The following is a 17,838-nucleotide window of genomic DNA, read 5'->3' on the forward strand; positions in this document are numbered from 1 at the left end:
GGCGCCTTGCCCGACAGCATAGCGCGCTCATCTTCGCTCAAGTCAAGCCGCCTTCGCCGCCCGGGGAGCCAGATCAAACTTCCTATCTTTGCCGTGAAGCAGGCGCGGAAACCAAGCCACGCCCGCATTCGCCCGACCTGACGCGGCTGCTCAATAGACGTCGCGCAGATAGCGCCGCTCCTTCGCCATGCGCGCGACGTACTCGCCGGCGCGCGCCTCGTCCATCCCGCCATGCTCTGCCACCACGGCCTTCAGCGCCGCATCGACGTCGCGCGCCATCCGCGCGGCATCCCCGCATACGTAGAAGTGCGCGCCGTCCTCGAGCCACGCCCACAGCAGCGCACCGCGCTCGCGCATGCGGTCCTGCACGTAGACCTTGGTTTCCTGGTCGCGCGAGAACGCGAGATCGAGATGCGTGAGGAAACCGTCGTCGCGCATCGCGCTCAATTCGTCGCGATAGTAGAAATCGGTGGCCGCGTGCTGCTCGCCGAAGAACAGCCAGTTGCGCCCGCTCGCGCCGCGCGCGCGCCGCTCGTGCAGGAAGCCGCGGAACGGCGCGATGCCGGTGCCCGGCCCGACCATCACGATCGGCGTGTCGCCGTTCGCGGGCGGCCGGAAATGCGCCGACTTCTGCACGAACACGGGCACCGGCACGCTGCCGCCCTCGCCCGCCTGCGCGCGATCGGCGAGGAACGTCGAGGCCACGCCCTTGCGCTCGCGCCGGCCGTTGCTGTAGCGCACCGCCGAGACGGTCAGATGCACCTCGCCGCGATGCGCGGCCGGGCTCGACGCGATCGAATAGAGCCGCGGCTGGAGCCGCTTGAGCATCGCGACCAGTTCCGCCGCCGACAGCTCGACCGGGAACTCGTGCAGCACGTCGGCCAGTTGCTGCCCCCAGAGCCAGTGCTTCAGGTCGGCCTTGCGCTCGTCGGCGAGCAGCGACTTCAGCGCGCCGTTGCGGCTGCGTCCGGCGATCAGCGCGAGCGCGTCCGGATGCGGGCGCGTGATGTCGAGATGGCGGCCGAGCGCCTCGCCGAGCCGCAGGTCGCCCACGCCGGCCACGCTCACCGGCGTGTCGGCCGACAGCCGCGTCAGCGTCAGCAGTTCATCGACGACCGACGGGCAATTGGTCGGCCAGATGCCGAGCGCGTCGCCGGCTTCGTATTCGAGCGCGGTGCCTTCGGTGGACAGCGACAGGTAGCGCGTGTCCTTCGCGGCGCCCGGCCGGTTCAGCTTCAGGTTCGCGACGAGCCGCGAGGCGGCCGGCCGCGCCTTGGTGGGCAGCAGCGACGGGATCGCGCCGCCGTCGGGCACCGCGTGCAGCGCGGCGTCCACGGCCTTGATCCGCGCGATGGTGGCCTCGAGCCAGCTGTCGGCGGCAGGCTGGAACTCGACGTCGCAATCGACGCGCTCGGTCAGCCGCACGGCGCCCAGCTCGGCGAGCCGCGCGTCGAGCCGGCGGCCGTGGCCGCAGAACGCGTCGTAGTTGCGATCGCCGAAGCCGAGCACGGCGTAGCGCAGGCCGTCGAGGCGCGGCGCGTCGGCGGTGGCCAGCGCGGCCGAGAACGCGGCGCCGTTGTCGGGCGCGTCGCCGTCGCCGAACGTGCTCGTCATCAGCAGCGCGTATTGCGCATTCGCGAACACGGCCGGCGTCGCGTCGGCCATGCAGGCCACGCGGATCTCGAAGCCGGCGTTCATCAGCGTGGTCGCGTAAAGCTCGGTCAGCGATTCGATGTTGCCGGTCTGCGAGGCCCACAGCAGCACGACCTTCGGCCGCGCATGCACGATCCGCACGCCGGCGGCGGCCGGTTGCGTCGCGTGTTCCTCGCGCGCGTCGGCCGGCCCCGGCAGCGCCGGCGCCTCGCCCTGCGGCGCGCGGCTGTAGAGCCCGGCCAGCATGCCGTCGAGCCAGAGCCGCGTGGCCGGCGCACAGGGCGCGTTGGCTGGCAGCACCGGCACGCCGCCCATGGGCGCGGCGCGCAGGCCGCCGACGAAGCCGGCGAAATAAATGCGTTCGGCATCGGAAAGGCGCGGCGCGGCGAGATCCTGCAGGCCGAGCGCGGCCGCGAACGTATCGAGAGCAGCGGACATGGGGGATTCCTGATGCGAGGCCGCGCCGGCTTCGACGGGCGCGGCAGGCGGGTTCGACGGTTGGCGCGCGGCGGCGGCATCGCCGGCCTGGCCGGCGGCATCGGCGGCGCTCGCCACGCGCGTCAGCGCGACGGCGCAGAATTTCAGTTCGGGTTGCAGCGAGACCGGATCGACGGCGTCGTGGGTCAGCGCGTTGATGCAGAGATCGTCGCCGTACACGTCGTTCCAGTGCATCGGCGCGAACGCGGCGCCGGGCTGCACGCGATCGGTGACGACGGCCGGCAGCACCGCGCGGCCGCGCCGCGAACGCAGCTCGACGCTGTCGTTCGCGCCGATGCCGAGCGCCGCGGCGTCCTCCGGATGCAGCTCGACGAACGGCTTCGGGTTCAGCTTGTTCAGCATCGCGACCTTGCCGGTCTTCGTCATGGTGTGCCACTGGTGCTGCAGGCGGCCCGTGTTCAGCACGATCGGGTATTCGGCGCACGGCATCTCGGCCGCGTCGGCGTGCGGCCTCGCGAAGAAGCGCGCGCGGCCGGTGGGCGTCGGAAACGCGAGCGCGGGCAGGCTGCCGTCGTCGGCCACGCGCCGCGTCTGGCTCACGCCGTCGTTCAGGTAGCGCAGCGGGTGCCGGTCCTGCCCGTCGTCGGGCGGACACGGCCATTGCAGCGGCGTGGCGCGCAGCGCGCGATGGCTCGCGCCGCGCAGGTCGTAGCCGGTGTTCGGGTTCGAGAAGCGCACGATCTCGGCGAACACCTCGTCGGCGCTCGCGTAGTCGAACGCCTCGCCGTAGCCCATCTCGCGCGCCACGGCCGCGACGATCGCCCAGTCGGCGCGCGCGTCGCCGGGCGGCTCGATCGCCTGCTGCATCAGCGTCAGGTTGCGCTCCGAGTTGATCATCACGCCCTCGGCCTCGGCCCACAGCGCGCCGGGCAGCAGGATGTCGGCGTAGCGGTTGGTCTCGGTGTCGAGGAACGCGTCCTGCGCGATCACGAGTTCGGCGGCCTGCAGGCCGGCGATCGCGTTGGCGCGGTTCGCGACGGTGGCCGCCGGGTTCGTGCAGATGATCCAGCAGGCCTTGATCTCGCCGGCCGCCATCCGCTCGAACATGTCGATCGTGCCGCCACCGCCGCCGTCCGCGCGCAGCGTGCCGGCCGGCAGTTGCCAGACCGTTTCGACGAACGCGCGGTCGCCCGCGTCGAGCAGGCTGCGCTGGCCCGGCAGCCCCGGCCCCATGTAGCCCATCTCGCGCCCGCCCATCGCGTTCGGCTGGCCGGTCAGCGAGAACGGCCCGCTGCCGGGCCGGCAGATCGCGCCGGTGGCCAGGTGCAGGTTGCAGATCGCGTTGGTGTGCCAGGTGCCGCGCGTGCTCTGGTTCAGGCCCATGGTCCAGCAGCTCATCCAGTCGCGCGCCTCGCCGATCATCTGCGCGGCGCGACGGATCTGGTCCTCGGCCAGCCCCGTGATCGCGGCCACCCGCTCGGGCGGGTAGTCGGCGAGGAACGCCGGCATCGCGTCCCAGCCCTCGGTGTGGGCGCCGATGAACGCGGCGTCGGTGCGGCCGTTCTCGTGCAGCAGGTGCAGCAGCCCGTTGAGCAGCGCGAGATCGGTGCCGGGCCGGATCGGCAGGAACAGCGAGGCCTTGTCGGCCGTGGTGGTGCGGCGCGGATCGACCACGATCAGCTTCGCGCCGGCCTTCACGCGATCCATCATGCGCAGGAACAGGATCGGATGGCAGTCCGCCATGTTCGCGCCGATCACGAAGAACAGGTTCGCGCGGTCGAAATCCTGGTACGAGCCGGGCGGGCCGTCGGCGCCGAGCGAGAGCTTGTAGCCGCTGCCCGCGCTCGCCATGCAGAGACGCGAGTTCGATTCGACGTGCGAGGTGCGCAGGTAGCCCTTCGCGAGCTTGTTGACGAGGTATTGCGCCTCGATCGACATCTGGCCCGACACGTAGAACGACAGCGCGTCGGGACCATGCGCGTCGCGGATCGCGGACAGCCGCCGCGCCGTCTCGCGGATCGCGTCGTCCACCGGCAGCGGCACCGCATCGCGCTCGCGCGCCTCGCGCAGGTAGGCGCTTTCGAGCCGCCCGGCATGGCGCAGCGCGACGTGCGCGGACGAGCCCTTGGTGCAGAGCCGGCCGAAGTTGGCCGGATGCTCGGGGTCGCCCGACACCTTGACCACCTCTCCGTTGTCGACGTGCAGCACCATCCCGCAGCCGACGCCGCAATACGGGCACACCGTTTTCACGCTCGCGTTCGTCATTCCCGCTCCGTTGCGATCAGCGGGCGGGCCGCCGCGGCCCGCTCTTGCCGAACATGCCGGCGGCGCCCGTCATGCCGCCTCGACCCAGACGAAGCCGTCCTCGACGCGCGAGGCATAGACGCCGACCGACTTCTCCGGCGCCTCGACGCACTCGCCGGTGCGCAGGTCGAAGTGCTGCTTGAACAGCGGCGAGGCCACCACCACGCGCTCGCCGAGGCTGCCCACCAGCCCGCGCGAGAGCACCGCCGCGCGCGAGAGCGGATCGATGTTGTCGATCGCGTAGATGTTGGTTTCGCCGTTGCCGGCCTCGACGCGGAACACGGCCACCTGGCCGCCGTTGACGAGCGCGCAGACGCCCGTGTTCGGCACGATGTCGTTGAGCTGGCAGACGGGCGTCCAGCGCGCGGCGGCCGCCAGTTTCGGTTCGCTATGCATGAGCTTCTCCTCGATCGGATGATGAACGCGGGCCGCCGTCAGGCGGTCACCGGCTCGGATGCGTCGGATGTTTCGTCGGCCTCGCCGGGCAGCGCGGGACGAATCTGGCCGCGCTCCTCGACGAACGCGATGGTGGCGTCGGGCGCGTCGCTGTTGACGAAATGGCGGAACCGGCGGCGCGTGGCCGGATCGTTGACGGCCTTCTTCCATTCGCACTCGTAGGTGTCGACCACGTGCGCCATCTGCGCCTCGAGTTCCGCGCCGATGCCGAGCCGGTCATGCACCACCACGTCGATCAGGTAGTCGAGGCCGCCCTCCAGGTTGTCGCGCCAGGTGCTGGTGCGCTGCAGGCGGTCGGCGGTGCGGATGTAGAACATCAGCACGCGGTCGATGTAGCGGATCAGCGTGTCGTGGTCGAGGTCGGCGGCCAGCAGCTCGGCGTGGCGCGGCTTCATCCCGCCGTTGCCGCACACGTAGAGGTTCCAGCCCTTCTCGGTGGCGATCACGCCGATGTCCTTGCCCTGCGCCTCCGCGCATTCGCGCGTGCAGCCGGACACGCCGAACTTGATCTTGTGCGGCGCGCGCAGGCCCTTGTAGCGGTTCTCCAGCTCGATCGCGAGGCCCACCGAATCGCCCACGCCATAGCGGCACCAGGTCGAGCCGACGCACGACTTCACGGTGCGCAGCGACTTGCCGTAGGCATGGCCCGATTCGAAGCCGGCCGCGATCAGTTCCTCCCAGATCAGCGGCAGCTGCTCGACGCGCGCGCCGAACAGGTCCACGCGCTGGCCGCCGGTGAGCTTGGTATAGAGGCCGTATTTCTTCGCCACCTGGCCGACCGCGATCAGCCCCTCGGGCGTGACCTCGCCGCCCGGCATGCGCGGCACCACCGAATAGGTGCCGTCACGCTGGATGTTGGCGAGGTAGTAGTCGTTCGAATCCTGCAGGCTCGCATGCTCGCGCTTCAGCACGAACTCGTTCCAGCACGAGGCGAGGATCGAGGCCACGGTCGGCTTGCAGACGTCGCAGCCGAGCCCCTTGCCGTGCTTGCGCAGCAGCTCGCCGAAGGTGCGGATGCCCTCGACGCGGATCAGGTGGTACAGCTCCTGACGCGAATGCGCGAAGTGCTCGCAGAGGTGGTCGTTGACGGCCAGCCCCTGCTTCTTCATCTCGGCCTTCATGATCTGCGTGACGAGCGGCACGCAGCCGCCGCACGAGGTGCCGGCGCCGGTGCAGGCCTTCAGCGCGCCGATCGAGGTGGCGCCGCCCGCCACCGCCTCGCAGATCTGCGCCTTCGACACGTTGTTGCACGAGCAGATCTGCGCGGCGGCCGGCAGCGCCTCGACGCCGATGCCGGGCTTCGCGGCGCCGTCGGACTGCGGCAGGATCAGCATTTCCGGCTCGGCCGGCAGCTCGATGCCGTTCAGCATCATCTGCAGCAGCGTGCCGTATTCGGCCGCGTCGCCCACCAGCACCGCGCCGAGCAGGCGCTTGCCGCACTCGGACACCACCAGCTTCTTGTAGACCGCGCGGCGCTGGTCGCCGTACTGCACGACGCGGCAGCCCGGCGTCGTGCCGTGCGCGTCGCCGATGCTGGCCACGTCCACGCCCATCAGCTTGAGCTTGGTGCTCAGGTCCGCGCCGCCGAACGCCGCGTCGCCGCCCGCCAGCTGCTGCGCGACCACGCGCGCCATCTCGTAGCCGGGCGCGACGAGCCCGAAGGTCTGGCCGCGCCAGGCCGCGCACTCGCCGATCGCGTAGATGGCCGCGTCGCTGGTGCGGCAGCGGTCGTCGATCGCGATGCCGCCGCGCGGCCCGATCTCGAGCCCGCAGTCGCGCGCGAGTTGGTCGCGCGGGCGAATGCCGGCCGAGAACACGATCATGTCGGCTTCGAGGTGCGTGCCGTCGGCGAAATTCATGCGATGCGTGGTGGCCTCGCCGTCGACGATCTCGAGCGTGTTTTTGCCGGTATGCACCTGCACGCCGAGCGCCTCGATGCGGCCGCGCAGCATGCTGCCGCCGCCGTCGTCGACCTGCACGGCCATCAGGCGCGGCGCGAATTCGACCACGTGCGTGTCGAGCCCGAGGTCGCGCAGCGCCTTCGCGCATTCGAGGCCGAGCAGCCCCCCACCCACCACCACGCCCGAGCGCGAGCGCGCGCCGCAGGCCTGCATCGCGACCAGGTCCTCGATGGTGCGGTAGACGAAGCAGTCGGCGCGGTCGCGGCCCGGCACGGGCGGCACGAACGGCGTCGAGCCGGTCGCGAACACCAGCCGGTCGTAGCCGATCGTCTCGCCGTTCGCGAGCGTGACGGTGCGCGCGGCGCGATCGACCGACGCGGCGGCCGTGCCGAGGCGCAGCCGGAAGTCCGGATGCGACTCGAAGAAGCCGGGCGCGACGAGCGAGAGATCCTCGGCCGTCTTGCCGGCGAAGAATTCCGACAGGTGGACGCGATCGTAGGCGGCGCGCGGCTCCTCGCAGAGCACGGTGACCTGAAGCGAGCCCGCGTGGCCGGCGAGGCTCTCCAGCAGCTTGTGGCCGACCATTCCGTGACCAATGACGACGATGTTCATGTTGCCTTCCTCTTTGTTATTCCTCGATATCTCCGCGCCGGCTCAGTGGGCGACGGGCACGTTGGCGAGCGCGCTGGCGCGCAGCGCGGCCTCGCGTGCCATGTGCTCGGCGCTGAAGCGCACGGCGATCGCACAGAGCGAGGTGACCAGCACGAAGCCGCCGAGCAGCGTCAGCGTGGTCTGCACGTCGCCCACGCCCTTCATCAGGAAGCCGGCCGCGACGGCGCCCACGTTGCCGCCCGCGCCGACGATGCCGGCCACGCCGCCCAGCGCCTTGCGGTCGATGAACGGCACCAGCGCGTAGGTCGCGCCGCAGGCCATGTGCGTGAACAAGCCGAACGCGACCATCGCGACGATCGCCATGCCGACCTGCCCGGCATGCGAGAACGCCAGCAGGCCGAGCCCCTCGCCCGCGATCAGCACGGCCAGCAGCATCGAGCGCACGCCGAGCCCGCGGCGCGCGGCGACGCGATCCGACAGCCAGCCGCCGAGCGCGCGTGCGAACAGCGCCAGCAGGCCGAAGATGCCGGCCGCGAGGCCCGCGTCCTTCAACGACAGCTGGAAGTGATTCACGTAGTACAGCGAAGCGATGTTATGGATGAACACTTCCACGCCGAAGCAGGCGCCATAAGTGATGGCCAGCATCCAGACGCGGTAGTTCCGGCATGCGACGAAGAAGCTCGCCCAGCCGCCCTTCTTGCCGCTTTCCACCGTCTCGCCGCGCGCGCGCAGCGTGATGAAATCGCCCTGCGGGCAGTCCTGCGTGTAGCGCCAGTAGAGCACCGCCATCACCAGCATCGCGATGCCGGGCACCACCAGCGCGACGCGCCAGGCCGACGCGTCGCCCACGCCGAGCATCAGCACCACGGCCACCAGCATCGGCACCAGCGCCTGCGCGGCGCCGGCGCCGGCGTTGCCCCAGCCCGCCGTGGTGGCGTTCGCGGTGCCCACCACGTTCGGCGCGAACATCACCGAGGTGTGGTACTGCGTGATCACGAAGCTCGCGCCCACCGCGCCGATGCCGAGCCGGCACAGCAGGAAGCTCAGGTAGTCGTGGCTGAAGGCCACCGCGATCACCGGCAGCGCGCCCACCACCAGCAGGCCGGCGTAGACGCGGCGCGGGCCGAAGCGGTCGCAGAGCGGGCCGACCACGAGCCGCACCAGGATGGTGGCCGCGACCGCCGCGATGTTGATGTCGGCCACCTGGCCGGCGCTGAGGTGGAACTGTTTGGCGATCAGCGGCATCAGCGGCGCGCAGGCGAACCACGCGAAGAAGCAGACGAAGAACGCCATCCAGGTGAGATGGAACGCGCGCATCGGCACGGTGCGCAGGCTGAACAGATCGATGCGGGTGGCTTTGTTCGACATGAGGATCTACCAAAACAAAACGGCGCCCTGAGAACCCGGTCGAAAGACCGGATGCACAGGACGCCGTTGCCCAGAAAGCCCGTTGCCGGGCCGCTCAGTATTCGGTGTTGCAAACGAATCGCCGTTGACTCGTTCGCCTAACGCTTCGCAAGCGCCGTGCCAGACGACGTGAAATGCGGTGTGGCGCGGGTTTGCGGCGGTTCTCACGATTCGGCGCCGCGTGCGCGGCACCGCGAGGCAGCGTGCGACGGCGCATCGTCGCCCAATTGTGGTGCGGCGCAGCACTAAGCGCGTGCGGCGGTGTCTGGTGCGAGCGACGGCGCATGGTGGCTCGCGCCGATCGGCCCGATCGGCCGGATGACGAGCGCGGCGCTGCGGGCAATAACCAGGGCGATGGCCCCGAGGCGCGCCCGCCTGGACACGCGGCCTGCGCTGCCGCATCGGCCGGAAGCGCACGGAAGCGCTGCGAAAGCAAAGCTGGCGCGCTTATTGCGTAATGCGTGATGCGCCGGCAACGAAGTCGGCGCAGGCAATCCGATGCAGCAGCACACCCCCGACGATTCGGGCCGCGCCAGACGCGGCCCGCCCGGACAACGGCGTCCCGAACGCCCGGCCTCGCGGCCGGCGCGCGACGCCGTGCGGTTCCGGCGGCGCGCGCCGCGTCGTGCGCCACACTGGAACTGAACGACAATGACGACCCCCACCGACCCGACCGGCAAGGTCACCCTGCTCGGCGCCGGCCCGGGCGCCGCCGACCTGCTGACGCTGCGCGCCGCGAAGGTGCTGGCCAGCGCCGACATCGTGCTGCTCGACGACCTCGTCGATCCGGCGATCGCCGCGCTGGCACCGCAGGCGCGTGTCGTGCGCGTCGGCAAGCGCGGCGGCTGCCGCTCCACCCCGCAGGCGTTCATCGAGAAGCTGATGTGCCGCTACGCCGCGCGCGGCCACCATGTGGTGCGCGTCAAGGGCGGCGACGCGCTGCTGTTCGGCCGCGCCGGCGAGGAACTGGCCGCGCTGCACGCGGCCGGCGTGCCGGTGACGATCGTCAGCGGGATCTCGTCGGGCTTCGCGGCCGCGGCCGAGCTGGGCGTCTCGCTCACGCACCGGCGCCACTGCCAGGGCGTCACGTTCGTCACCGCGCACCTGCAGGATCACGGCGAGCCCGACTGGGCCGCGCTCGGCGCGGCCGGCACGACGCTCGTCGTCTACATGGGCATGAGCCGCATCGAGCGCGTGGCCGCCGGCCTGCTCGCGGCGCTCGACGCGGCCACGCCGGCCGCCGTGGTGCAATGGGCCGGCACGCCGCGCGCGCGGCGCTGGACCGGCACGCTCGCCGCGCTGGCCCACGAGCCGGCCGCGGACGGCCTCGGCAGCCCGGCCGTGATCCTGGTCGGCCCGGCGATCGGCGAGGCGCTCGCGATACTGCCGCCCGTGGCCCTCGGCACCGCCGGTACCGCGGCCGGCGACGACGCGGCGCGCGCGCCGGCCGCCGTCGCCATGCCGGATCGGGAGCGCCTGTCCGATGCCGCGTAAGCGTCACGCCGCCCTCGCCTCGCACGCGCCCTCCATCGCTCAGGTGCGTGCCGCCCGCCGCGCCGCGGCATGCATCGCGTGCCCGCCGTGCGCCCGGCCCGCGCGCGCCCCGTCATCGCCTTCCGCCCCGCTCGCCTCATGGGACTGACCGAACCCGCCCGCCCGCTGCGCGTGCTGCTCGTCACCGATACGGACAAGCCGATCGGCGAACTGCGCGACACGCTCGCGCGGCTGCGCTACGAAATGCTCGACGAAGTGGCCACGCCGGCGCGCCTGCCCGCCGTGGTCGAGAAGGAGCGCCCCGACGTGGTGATCATCGATACCGAATCGCCGTCGCGCGACACGCTCGAACAACTCGCGGTGATGCATGCGCGCGCGCCGCGCCCGGTGCTGATGTTCAGCCCCGACGCGGACCAGCAGCTGATCCGCGCCGCGGTGGGCGCCGGCGTCAGCGCCTATCTCGTCGAAGGCCTGTCGGCTGAGCGGCTCGCGCCGATCCTGGAAGTCGCGCTGGCGCGCTTCTCGCACGACGAGGCGCTGCGCCAGCGGCTCGCCGAGGTCGAGAGCGAGCTGGCCGACCGCAAGCTGATCGACCGCGCGAAACGGCTGCTGATGGACGCGCGCCGGCTGTCCGAGCAGGATGCCTACGCGGCGCTGCGGCGCCGCGCGATGAACCAGGGCATCCGGATCGTCGAAGCCGCGCGGCAGATCCTCACCGCGTCCCGAATTCCCGATGGTGAAGCATGAACAATCCGACCTTCCCGCCACCCGAACGCCGCGAACTGCGGCTCGGCTTCGTCGCGCTCAGCGACGCCGCGCCGCTCGTCGTCGCGCAACGCCTGCAACTGGGCGCGCGGCACGGCCTCGCGCTCACGCTCGAACGGCAGCCGTCGTGGGCCAGCATCCGCGACAAGCTGCTGACCGGCGAGATCGATGCCGCGCATGCGCTGTACGGGCTCGTCTACGGCGTGCAGCTCGGCATCGGCGGCCCGCGCGCCGATCTCGCCGTGCTGTCGGTGCTGAACCGCAACGGCCAGGCGATCACGTTCTCGAACCGGCTCGCCGACGCGTGGCAGGCCGGCGGCGACCTGCGCGCCGCGCTCGCCACGCTCGGGCGCAAGCCGGTGTTCGCGCAGACCTTCCCGACCGGCACCCACGCGATGTGGCTCTATGCGTGGCTGGCCGCGCACGGCGTCGATCCGCTGCGCGACGTGCGCAGCATCGTGATCCCGCCGCCGGGCATGGCCGACGCGCTGGCCTGCGGCGAGCTGGATGGCTTCTGCGTCGGCGAGCCGTGGAACGCGGTGGCCGAGGCGCAGGGCGCGGGCCGCACCGTCGCCGCCACCAGCGAGGTCTGGCACGACCATCCGGAAAAGGCGCTGGCCTGCCGGCGCGAGTTCGCGGCGCTCTATCCGAACACGGCGCGCGCGCTGATCCGCACGCTGCTCGACGCCTGCGCGTGGCTCGACCGGCCCGCCAACCGTGCGCTGGCGGCCGGCTGGCTCGCCGCGCCCGAGGCGCTCGACGTGCCGGCCGAACGGATCCTGCCGCGGCTCGCCGGCGACTACGGCAGCGGGCCGTTCGCGCGGCCGCCGGCGCCCGTGCGCTTCCACGACGGCGGCGAGGTGAACCGGCCGCGCGCCGCCGACGGCCGCTGGTTCATCGACCAGTACCGGCGCTGGGGCATGCTGACGGGCGAGCACGACGACGCGGCGATCGCGGCGGCCGTCACGCAGAGTGCGCTGTATGACGAGGCGGTGGCCGGTTACGAGGCGGCTGGCGGCGTGGCTTGAGGTCGGGGGCCACGGCGGCGGCCACCGCCCTCGTATAAGCTACGCCGATGGATATCCGCCAGCTCAAGTACTTCGTCGCGATCGTCGATTGCGGCAGCCTGTCGAAGGCGGCCGAGCGGCTCTGCGTGGCCCAGCCCTCGCTGAGCCAGCAGGTGGCGGGCCTCGAAACCGAACTGAAGGCGCAACTGCTGCTGCGCAGCCACCAGGGCGTCAAGCCCACCGAGGCCGGCCGCGCGCTCTACCTGCGCGCCCGCGACGTGCTGCGCCAGGTCGCGCAGATCCCGCTCGCCGTGCAGGTGGGCGGCGCCGAGGCCGGCGAGGTGGCGATCGGCCTGCCCACCAGCGTCGCCGTGGTGTTCGCGATGCCGCTCTATCGCCACGTCCGGCGGCACTTTCCCGGCATCCGCCTGCATATCGTCGAGGGCATGAGCGGCCATCTCGCCGAACTGATGGCCAACGGCCGCCTCGACATGGCGATCCTGTTCCGCGAGGCCGAGACGCGCGGCGTGTCGGTGCGGCCGCTGTTCGAGGAGAACCTGTACGCGTTCGGCGAGATCGCCGGGATCGGCGCCGGCCAGGCCGTGCCGCTGCGCCGCCTGGCCGGCATTCCGCTGGTGCTGCCGAGCAACGCCAACGGCCTGCGCACGCTGATCGAGCGCGCCTTCGCGCGCGAGGGCGTGGAACCCGACGTGGTGGCCGACGTCGATTCGCTGCCCACCATGCTGGCCATCGCGCGCGAGCGCGACGCCGTCACGATCGTCTCGTCCGACGCGTTCGCGGACCCGGCCGACCAGCCGCTCGTGCATCGCATCGTCGAGCCCGGCATCTCGCGCGCCGTGGCGCTCTGCGTGCCCACCGCGCTACCCGCCAGCGCGGCCTCGCTGGCGATCCAGGCGCTGGTCGCGCGGCTGGTGGGCGAGCTGGTCGACAGCGGCGTCTGGACCGGCGTGCTCGACCCGAAAAGCGGCCCGAAAAACGGTCCGGCGAGCAGCCCGGCGGGCGGCCGGCCATAGGCGCGACCTATACCCGGTAGCCTCAATCGGTATTTCCCGGGTGCCGCGGCCGGCGGTTAGATTGTCTCCATCGACACGATAAAAATGCTCGCGAGGCATTCGAAGGAGACACATGTACACCCAGGTTTTCGACCCGGTCGCGCATTCGATCGCGGCCTCGGCCGCGTTCGCGGCGCTCCCCCTGCTGACGCTGTTCGTGCTGCTCGGCGTGCTGCGCCTGCCGGCGCGCTGGGCCGCGCTCGCCGCGCTGGCGGTGGCGCTGGCGGTGGCCGTGCTGGTCTACGGCATGCCCGGCGGCCAGGCGCTGGCCGGCGCGCTCGAAGGCGCGGCGATCGGCTTCTTCCCGATCATCTGGATCGGCATCAACGCGATCTGGCTGTTCAAGCTCACCCAGGAAAGCGGCCACGCCAACGTGCTGCGCCGCGCGCTGGCCGGCGTCAGCACCGACCAGCGCGTGCAGGCGATCCTGATCGCGTTCTGCTTCGGCGCGCTGCTCGAGGCGCTGGCGGGCGGCGGCGCGCCGGTGGCGATCTGCGCCGTGCTGCTGATCTCGCTCGGCGTCGATCCGCTCAAGTCCGCCGCCATCTGCCTGCTGGCCGACACCAGCCCGGTGGCGTTCGGCGCGCTCGGCCTGCCGATCACGGTGCTGGCGAAGATCACGCGGCTGCCGGTCCACGAGATCAGCGTGATGGTGGGCCGCCAGGCGCCGCTGCTGTCGCTGCTGATCCCGCTGATGCTGGTGTTCATCCACGACGGCCGGCGCGGCGTGCGCGAGATGTGGCCGCTCGCGGCCGTGGCGGGCGTGTCGTTCGCGTTCGCGCAGAGCGCGGGCTCGATGCTGCTGCCGGTCGAGCTGGTGGACATCGTCGCCGCGCTCGGCTGCGCCGGCGCCTCGATCCTGTTCCTGCGCGTGTGGTCGCCGGCCGTCCTGCGCGCCGACCTCGGCGCGCCCGACGCCGCTGACACCACCATGGCGCGCGGCGACCGAGCCGGACTTTCCGGCGCCCACGTGGCTCCGGCCCACGCCGGCGCAGCCCCGCACGGTGCCGCGCTGGCCATGCCGATGACGGGCGGCGGCGGGTTTACGCACCGTGCCGAAGTCGCAGCCGAACTTACCGGCCGCGTCGGAACCCCGCCCTCCGCATCCGCCGTACCGCGCGATCCGGCCGCCGAGGTACTGCGCGCGCTGGCGCCCTATGCCGTGGTGATCCTGGTGGTCGCGGCCACCCAGATCGGCGCGATTGCGCACGCGATGGGCTTCTTCACCTCGTCGTTCGCGTGGCCCGGCCTGCACGTGGTCGACCCGGCCGGCGCGCCGGTGGCGGCCGTCAACGCCCGCTTCGAATGGCTGCTGTCCGCCGGCTCGATCGTGCTGATCGCGGGCGCGCTGTCGGTGCCGCTGCTGCGGCTCGACGCGCGCGTGGCCGCGCGCAGCTACCTGCGCAACCTGCACGAACTGCGCTGGGCCGTGTTCACCGTCTGCTGCGTGGTGGGCGTGGCCTACGTCATGAACCTCTCCGGCCAGATCGTCACGCTCGGCATCTGGGCGGCCAGGGCCGGCCCCGCGTTCGCGCCGGTCTCGCCGATCCTCGGCTGGTTCGCCACCGCGCTGACCGGTTCGGACACCTCCGCCAACGCGCTGTTCGGCATGCTGCAGCTGACCACCGCCCACCACACCGGCCTGCCGGCCGTCCTGCTCGCCGCCGCCAACACCTCCGGCGGCGTGGTGGGCAAGGCGATCTCGCCGCAGAACCTCGCGGTGGGCGCGGTGGCGGTCGGCATGATCGGCCGCGAGGGGCTGCTGTTCCGCCGCGTGGCCGGCTGGACGCTCTTGATGATCGCCGCGCTGAGCCTGCTGGTCTGGGCGCAGTCCACGCCGCTGCTCGGCTGGATGCTGCCCTGAGCGGCCCGCTCGCGCCTTCGTTGACTTTCAGGCAAGGACCTACCGCTTCATGAACCTGCACGACACCCCGCTTCCGCTGGCCGACATCACCGTGGTCTCGATCGAACAGGCGATCGCCGCGCCGCTCGCGAGCCGCCATCTCGCCGACTGGGGCGCGCGCGTGATCAAGATCGAGCGGCCCGGCGCCGGCGATTTCGCGCGCGGCTACGACACCGCGATGGACGGCCTGTCGAGCCAGTTCGTCTGGACCAACCGCTCGAAGGAAAGCCTCGCGCTCGACATCAAGGACGAGGCGGGCCACGCCACGCTCGAGGCGCTGCTCGAACACGCCGACGTGTTCATCCAGAACCTCGCGCCGGGCGCGGCGCAGCGCCAGGGGCTCGACGCGGCGTCGCTGGTGGCGCGGTTCCCGCGGCTCGTGGCCTGCGACATCTCCGGCTACGGCAGCGGCGGCCCCTACAGCGACAAGAAGGCCTACGACCTGCTGGTGCAGTGCGAGAGCGGCTTCCTGTCGATCAACGGCACGCCTGAATCGCCGGCCAAATGCGGGCTCGCGATCGCCGACATCGCCACCGGCATGTACGCGCTGAACGGCATCCTGATGGGCCTGCACCAGCGCGCGCGCACCGGACGCGGGATGGCGTTCGAGGTCTCGCTGTTCGACGCGATGACCGAATGGATGAGCTATCCCGCCTACTACACGCGCGGACGCGGCACCCCGGTGCCGCGCAGCGGCGCGCGCCACGCGACCATCGCGCCCTACGGGCCGTTCGCCGCCGGCGACGGCCAGACGGTGTTCTTCGGCATCCAGAACGAGCGCGAATGGCGCAGCTTCTGCGCGGTGGTGCTCGACGACGCCGGCCTGGCCGACGATCCGCGCTACGCCACCAACTCGCTGCGCCTCGAGCATCGCGACGCGCTGGAGCGCACCATCACCGAACGCTTCGCGGCCTGGAGCGGCGACGAGGTGCTGGCGCGGCTCGACCGCGCGGCCATCGCGAACGGCAAGATGAACGACGTGGACGCGCTGCTCGCGCATCCGCAGATCGTCGAGCGCCACCGCTATCGCAGCGTGCAGACCGAGCGCGGGCCGCAGGACATGTTCCTGCCCGCCGTCAGCATCGCCGGGCTGGAACCCGTGATGGGGCCGGTGCCGGCCGTGGGCCAGCACACCGAGGCGATCCTCGCGGAACTGGCCGGCCGGCGCGCCGGAACCGGTGCCGCGGCTGGGGCTCGAAGCGAAACGCAAGACGAAACCGAAAACGAAGTCGACCAACCGAGGAGCGAGGCATGACCAGGACACGCGCCACCCGCACCGTGCTCGCGGTGCCGGGACACCGGATGAAGATGCTGCAATCGGCGGCGGCCAGCGCGGCCGACGCCGTGTTCATCGATCTGGAAGATGCCGTGCCGCCCGACAGCAAGCGCGACGCGCTGGCCTGCGCGGTGCAGGCGATCGACACGCTCGACTGGGGCGACAAGCGGCTGCTGGTGCGCATCAACGCCGGCGAGCATGGCGTGGCCGCCGAGGAAGTCGCGACGCTGGCGCGCGAGGCGGCCCGGCTCGACGCGCTGCTGGTGCCGAAGGTCGAATCGGTCGCCACCCTGCACGAGGTGGAACGGCTGCTGCGCGAGCAGCGCGGCGCGCGGGCGCCGCTGGCCGTCGAGGCACTGATCGAGACGGCGCGCGGCATCGTCAGCGTGGACGCGATCGCCGCGGCCGGTGGCGCGCTGGCGGCGCTGCACTTCGGCGTCGGCGATTTCTCGGCCTCGATCGGCGCGCGCAACGTCGAGATCGGCGGCACGCATCCGGGCTACGCGCTGACGCTGAAGACCGACGCCGGCAGCTACACCACCACCGCGCTCGATCTGTGGACCTACCCGATGATGCGTCTGCTGGTGGCCGCGCGCGCGTTCGGCCTGCGCGCGATCGACGGGCCGTGCGGCGCGTTCCGCGATCCGGTGCTGACGCGCGCGTGGGCCTTGAAGGCCGCCGCGATGGGCTACGACGGCAAGCAGGTGATCCATCCCGACCAGATCGAGCCGACCCGCCAGGCGTTCTCGCCGACACCGGCCGAACTCGACGACGCGCGGCGCACCATCGCCGCGCTCGAGGCGGCGCAGGCGGCCGGGCTCGCGGCCGTGTCGCTGGACGGCAAGCTCGTCGATTTCGCGAATGTGCGGATGGCTGAGCGGATTCTGGCGATGGGGGGCGTGGAAAGCGTGAAGTCCTGAGGTCTTGAGCCGGTGCATCGTGATTTCCGCCGCAGCGGCATTCAAACCGCTGCGGCCGGCAATCGACAAACAAGCCGGGCAATCCGCTAAAAATCCACGCCCTTCATTTCGTTATCGAATTCAATATTCAGACGAATCTCGCCAACCAACCCACATCTTCCAGTTTGCCTTCGATTATGGTGCATCGCACCGAGAAACCGCGCTCATCCCTGTAATCATCGTTTTTCATATGGGCCTATCCTTGCTTGTCGCCCAAACCACGAAACCCCTGCTATCCCGCCATCCACGGAAACCTTTACCCGGCAAGCCTTGCCGTGCAAACGGCTTGCCACTTTCCACCACCAACGCTGCCCTGCGCGGCGAATGAAAATCGAACAGCGCAGCAGTTACTTAATATCATCAACGCAACATATTAGTGTCACAAAAATGCATAGCCAGATATGCAATCGGGTATATCAGCTTCGTATCAATTAAAATCACTATTTCCGATATGCATCTTTTTAATTAAAAACATCCCACCCTTAAAATTATTAATGGATTTTACAAAAGCGCCATGTTATTTTTCTCGCCGTCCTCATCAAAAAGAGGATGACGAAACAAAATGATAGCCATTTCCAACCACTTAATAT

At 70.9% G+C, this 17,838-nt stretch carries 12 protein-coding genes; 8 read left to right on the forward strand and 4 right to left on the reverse strand.

The features are described from left to right. Window positions 1–150: 150 nt before the first annotated feature. The 4 genes from BpN12_RS07945 to BpN12_RS07960 form a co-directional block, all read right to left on the reverse strand. Window positions 151–4,356 (reverse strand): bifunctional nitrate reductase/sulfite reductase flavoprotein subunit alpha, encoded by a 4,206-nt coding sequence (locus tag BpN12_RS07945; protein ID WP_246791896.1) that lies wholly within the window; start codon window positions 4,354–4,356, stop codon window positions 151–153. Between the two features lie 69 nt (window positions 4,357–4,425). After that, complete coding sequence (nirD, locus tag BpN12_RS07950) at window positions 4,426–4,791, reverse strand: nitrite reductase small subunit NirD (protein ID WP_246791897.1); 366 nt, start codon at window positions 4,789–4,791, stop codon at window positions 4,426–4,428. Window positions 4,792–4,829: 38 nt separating this feature from the next. Further along, window positions 4,830–7,364: a nitrite reductase large subunit NirB gene (gene nirB, locus BpN12_RS07955; protein ID WP_246791898.1), complete on the reverse strand. Its 2,535-nt coding sequence runs from the start codon at window positions 7,362–7,364 to the stop codon at window positions 4,830–4,832. Between the two features lie 42 nt (window positions 7,365–7,406). Beyond that, window positions 7,407–8,732: an MFS transporter gene (locus BpN12_RS07960; protein WP_246791899.1), complete on the reverse strand. Its 1,326-nt coding sequence runs from the start codon at window positions 8,730–8,732 to the stop codon at window positions 7,407–7,409. A gap of 690 nt (window positions 8,733–9,422) precedes the next feature. On the opposite strand from BpN12_RS07960, the gene cobA reads away from it, so the two are divergent. The 8 genes from cobA to BpN12_RS08000 all read left to right on the forward strand — a co-directional run bounded on the left by cobA (window position 9,423) and on the right by BpN12_RS08000 (window position 17,576). Then, window positions 9,423–10,265, forward strand: coding sequence for a uroporphyrinogen-III C-methyltransferase (cobA, locus tag BpN12_RS07965; RefSeq protein WP_246791900.1), 843 nt, complete (start codon window positions 9,423–9,425; stop codon window positions 10,263–10,265). 138 nt (window positions 10,266–10,403) lie between these two features. Next, window positions 10,404–11,012 carry an ANTAR domain-containing response regulator gene (locus BpN12_RS07970; RefSeq protein WP_042629475.1) on the forward strand — a complete coding sequence of 203 codons (609 nt, stop codon included), beginning with the start codon at window positions 10,404–10,406 and terminating at the stop codon, window positions 11,010–11,012. Then, window positions 11,009–12,058 carry a CmpA/NrtA family ABC transporter substrate-binding protein gene (locus tag BpN12_RS07975; RefSeq protein ID WP_246791901.1) on the forward strand — a complete coding sequence of 350 codons (1,050 nt, stop codon included), beginning with the start codon at window positions 11,009–11,011 and terminating at the stop codon, window positions 12,056–12,058. The genes BpN12_RS07970 and BpN12_RS07975 overlap by 4 nt, the downstream gene beginning before the upstream one ends. A gap of 47 nt (window positions 12,059–12,105) precedes the next feature. Continuing rightward, window positions 12,106–13,071 (forward strand): LysR substrate-binding domain-containing protein, encoded by a 966-nt coding sequence (locus tag BpN12_RS07980; protein ID WP_246791902.1) that lies wholly within the window; start codon window positions 12,106–12,108, stop codon window positions 13,069–13,071. Window positions 13,072–13,183: 112 nt separating this feature from the next. Further along, the gene (locus BpN12_RS07985) at window positions 13,184–14,974 is read left to right on the forward strand and encodes an L-lactate permease (RefSeq protein ID WP_246791903.1); all 1,791 of its coding nucleotides are present in this window, start codon (window positions 13,184–13,186) and stop codon (window positions 14,972–14,974) included. 49 nt (window positions 14,975–15,023) lie between these two features. Next, window positions 15,024–16,268, forward strand: a complete 1,245-nt coding sequence (locus BpN12_RS07990) for a CaiB/BaiF CoA transferase family protein (RefSeq protein ID WP_246791904.1) — start codon at window positions 15,024–15,026, stop codon at window positions 16,266–16,268. Then, window positions 16,265–17,209: an HpcH/HpaI aldolase/citrate lyase family protein gene (locus tag BpN12_RS07995; RefSeq protein ID WP_246791905.1), complete on the forward strand. Its 945-nt coding sequence runs from the start codon at window positions 16,265–16,267 to the stop codon at window positions 17,207–17,209. Before BpN12_RS07990 ends, BpN12_RS07995 begins: the two co-directional genes overlap by 4 nt. A gap of 19 nt (window positions 17,210–17,228) precedes the next feature. Next, window positions 17,229–17,576: a hypothetical protein gene (locus BpN12_RS08000; protein WP_246791906.1), complete on the forward strand. Its 348-nt coding sequence runs from the start codon at window positions 17,229–17,231 to the stop codon at window positions 17,574–17,576. Window positions 17,577–17,838: the final 262 nt, after the last annotated feature.

The sequence above is a fragment of the Burkholderia perseverans genome (genome assembly GCF_022870505.1).
GTDB classification, from domain to species: domain Bacteria; phylum Pseudomonadota; class Gammaproteobacteria; order Burkholderiales; family Burkholderiaceae; genus Burkholderia; species Burkholderia plantarii.

Bases quoted from the DNA above. Each gene is read 5' to 3' on its own strand.
- BpN12_RS07960 (WP_246791899.1), bottom strand. From the start codon at position 8,732: ATGTCGAACAAAGCCACCCGCATCGATCTGTTCAGCCTGCGCACCGTG.
- BpN12_RS07945 (WP_246791896.1), bottom strand. From the start codon at position 4,356: ATGACGAACGCGAGCGTGAAAACGGTGTGCCCGTATTGCGGCGTCGGC.
- BpN12_RS07985 (WP_246791903.1), top strand. From the start codon at position 13,184: ATGTACACCCAGGTTTTCGACCCGGTCGCGCATTCGATCGCGGCCTCG.
- BpN12_RS07970 (WP_042629475.1), top strand. From the start codon at position 10,404: ATGGGACTGACCGAACCCGCCCGCCCGCTGCGCGTGCTGCTCGTCACC.
- BpN12_RS07995 (WP_246791905.1), top strand. From the start codon at position 16,265: ATGACCAGGACACGCGCCACCCGCACCGTGCTCGCGGTGCCGGGACAC.
- cobA (WP_246791900.1), top strand. From the start codon at position 9,423: ATGACGACCCCCACCGACCCGACCGGCAAGGTCACCCTGCTCGGCGCC.
- BpN12_RS07975 (WP_246791901.1), top strand. From the start codon at position 11,009: ATGAACAATCCGACCTTCCCGCCACCCGAACGCCGCGAACTGCGGCTC.
- BpN12_RS07980 (WP_246791902.1), top strand. From the start codon at position 12,106: ATGGATATCCGCCAGCTCAAGTACTTCGTCGCGATCGTCGATTGCGGC.
- nirB (WP_246791898.1), bottom strand. From the start codon at position 7,364: ATGAACATCGTCGTCATTGGTCACGGAATGGTCGGCCACAAGCTGCTG.
- nirD (WP_246791897.1), bottom strand. From the start codon at position 4,791: ATGCATAGCGAACCGAAACTGGCGGCCGCCGCGCGCTGGACGCCCGTC.
- BpN12_RS07990 (WP_246791904.1), top strand. From the start codon at position 15,024: ATGAACCTGCACGACACCCCGCTTCCGCTGGCCGACATCACCGTGGTC.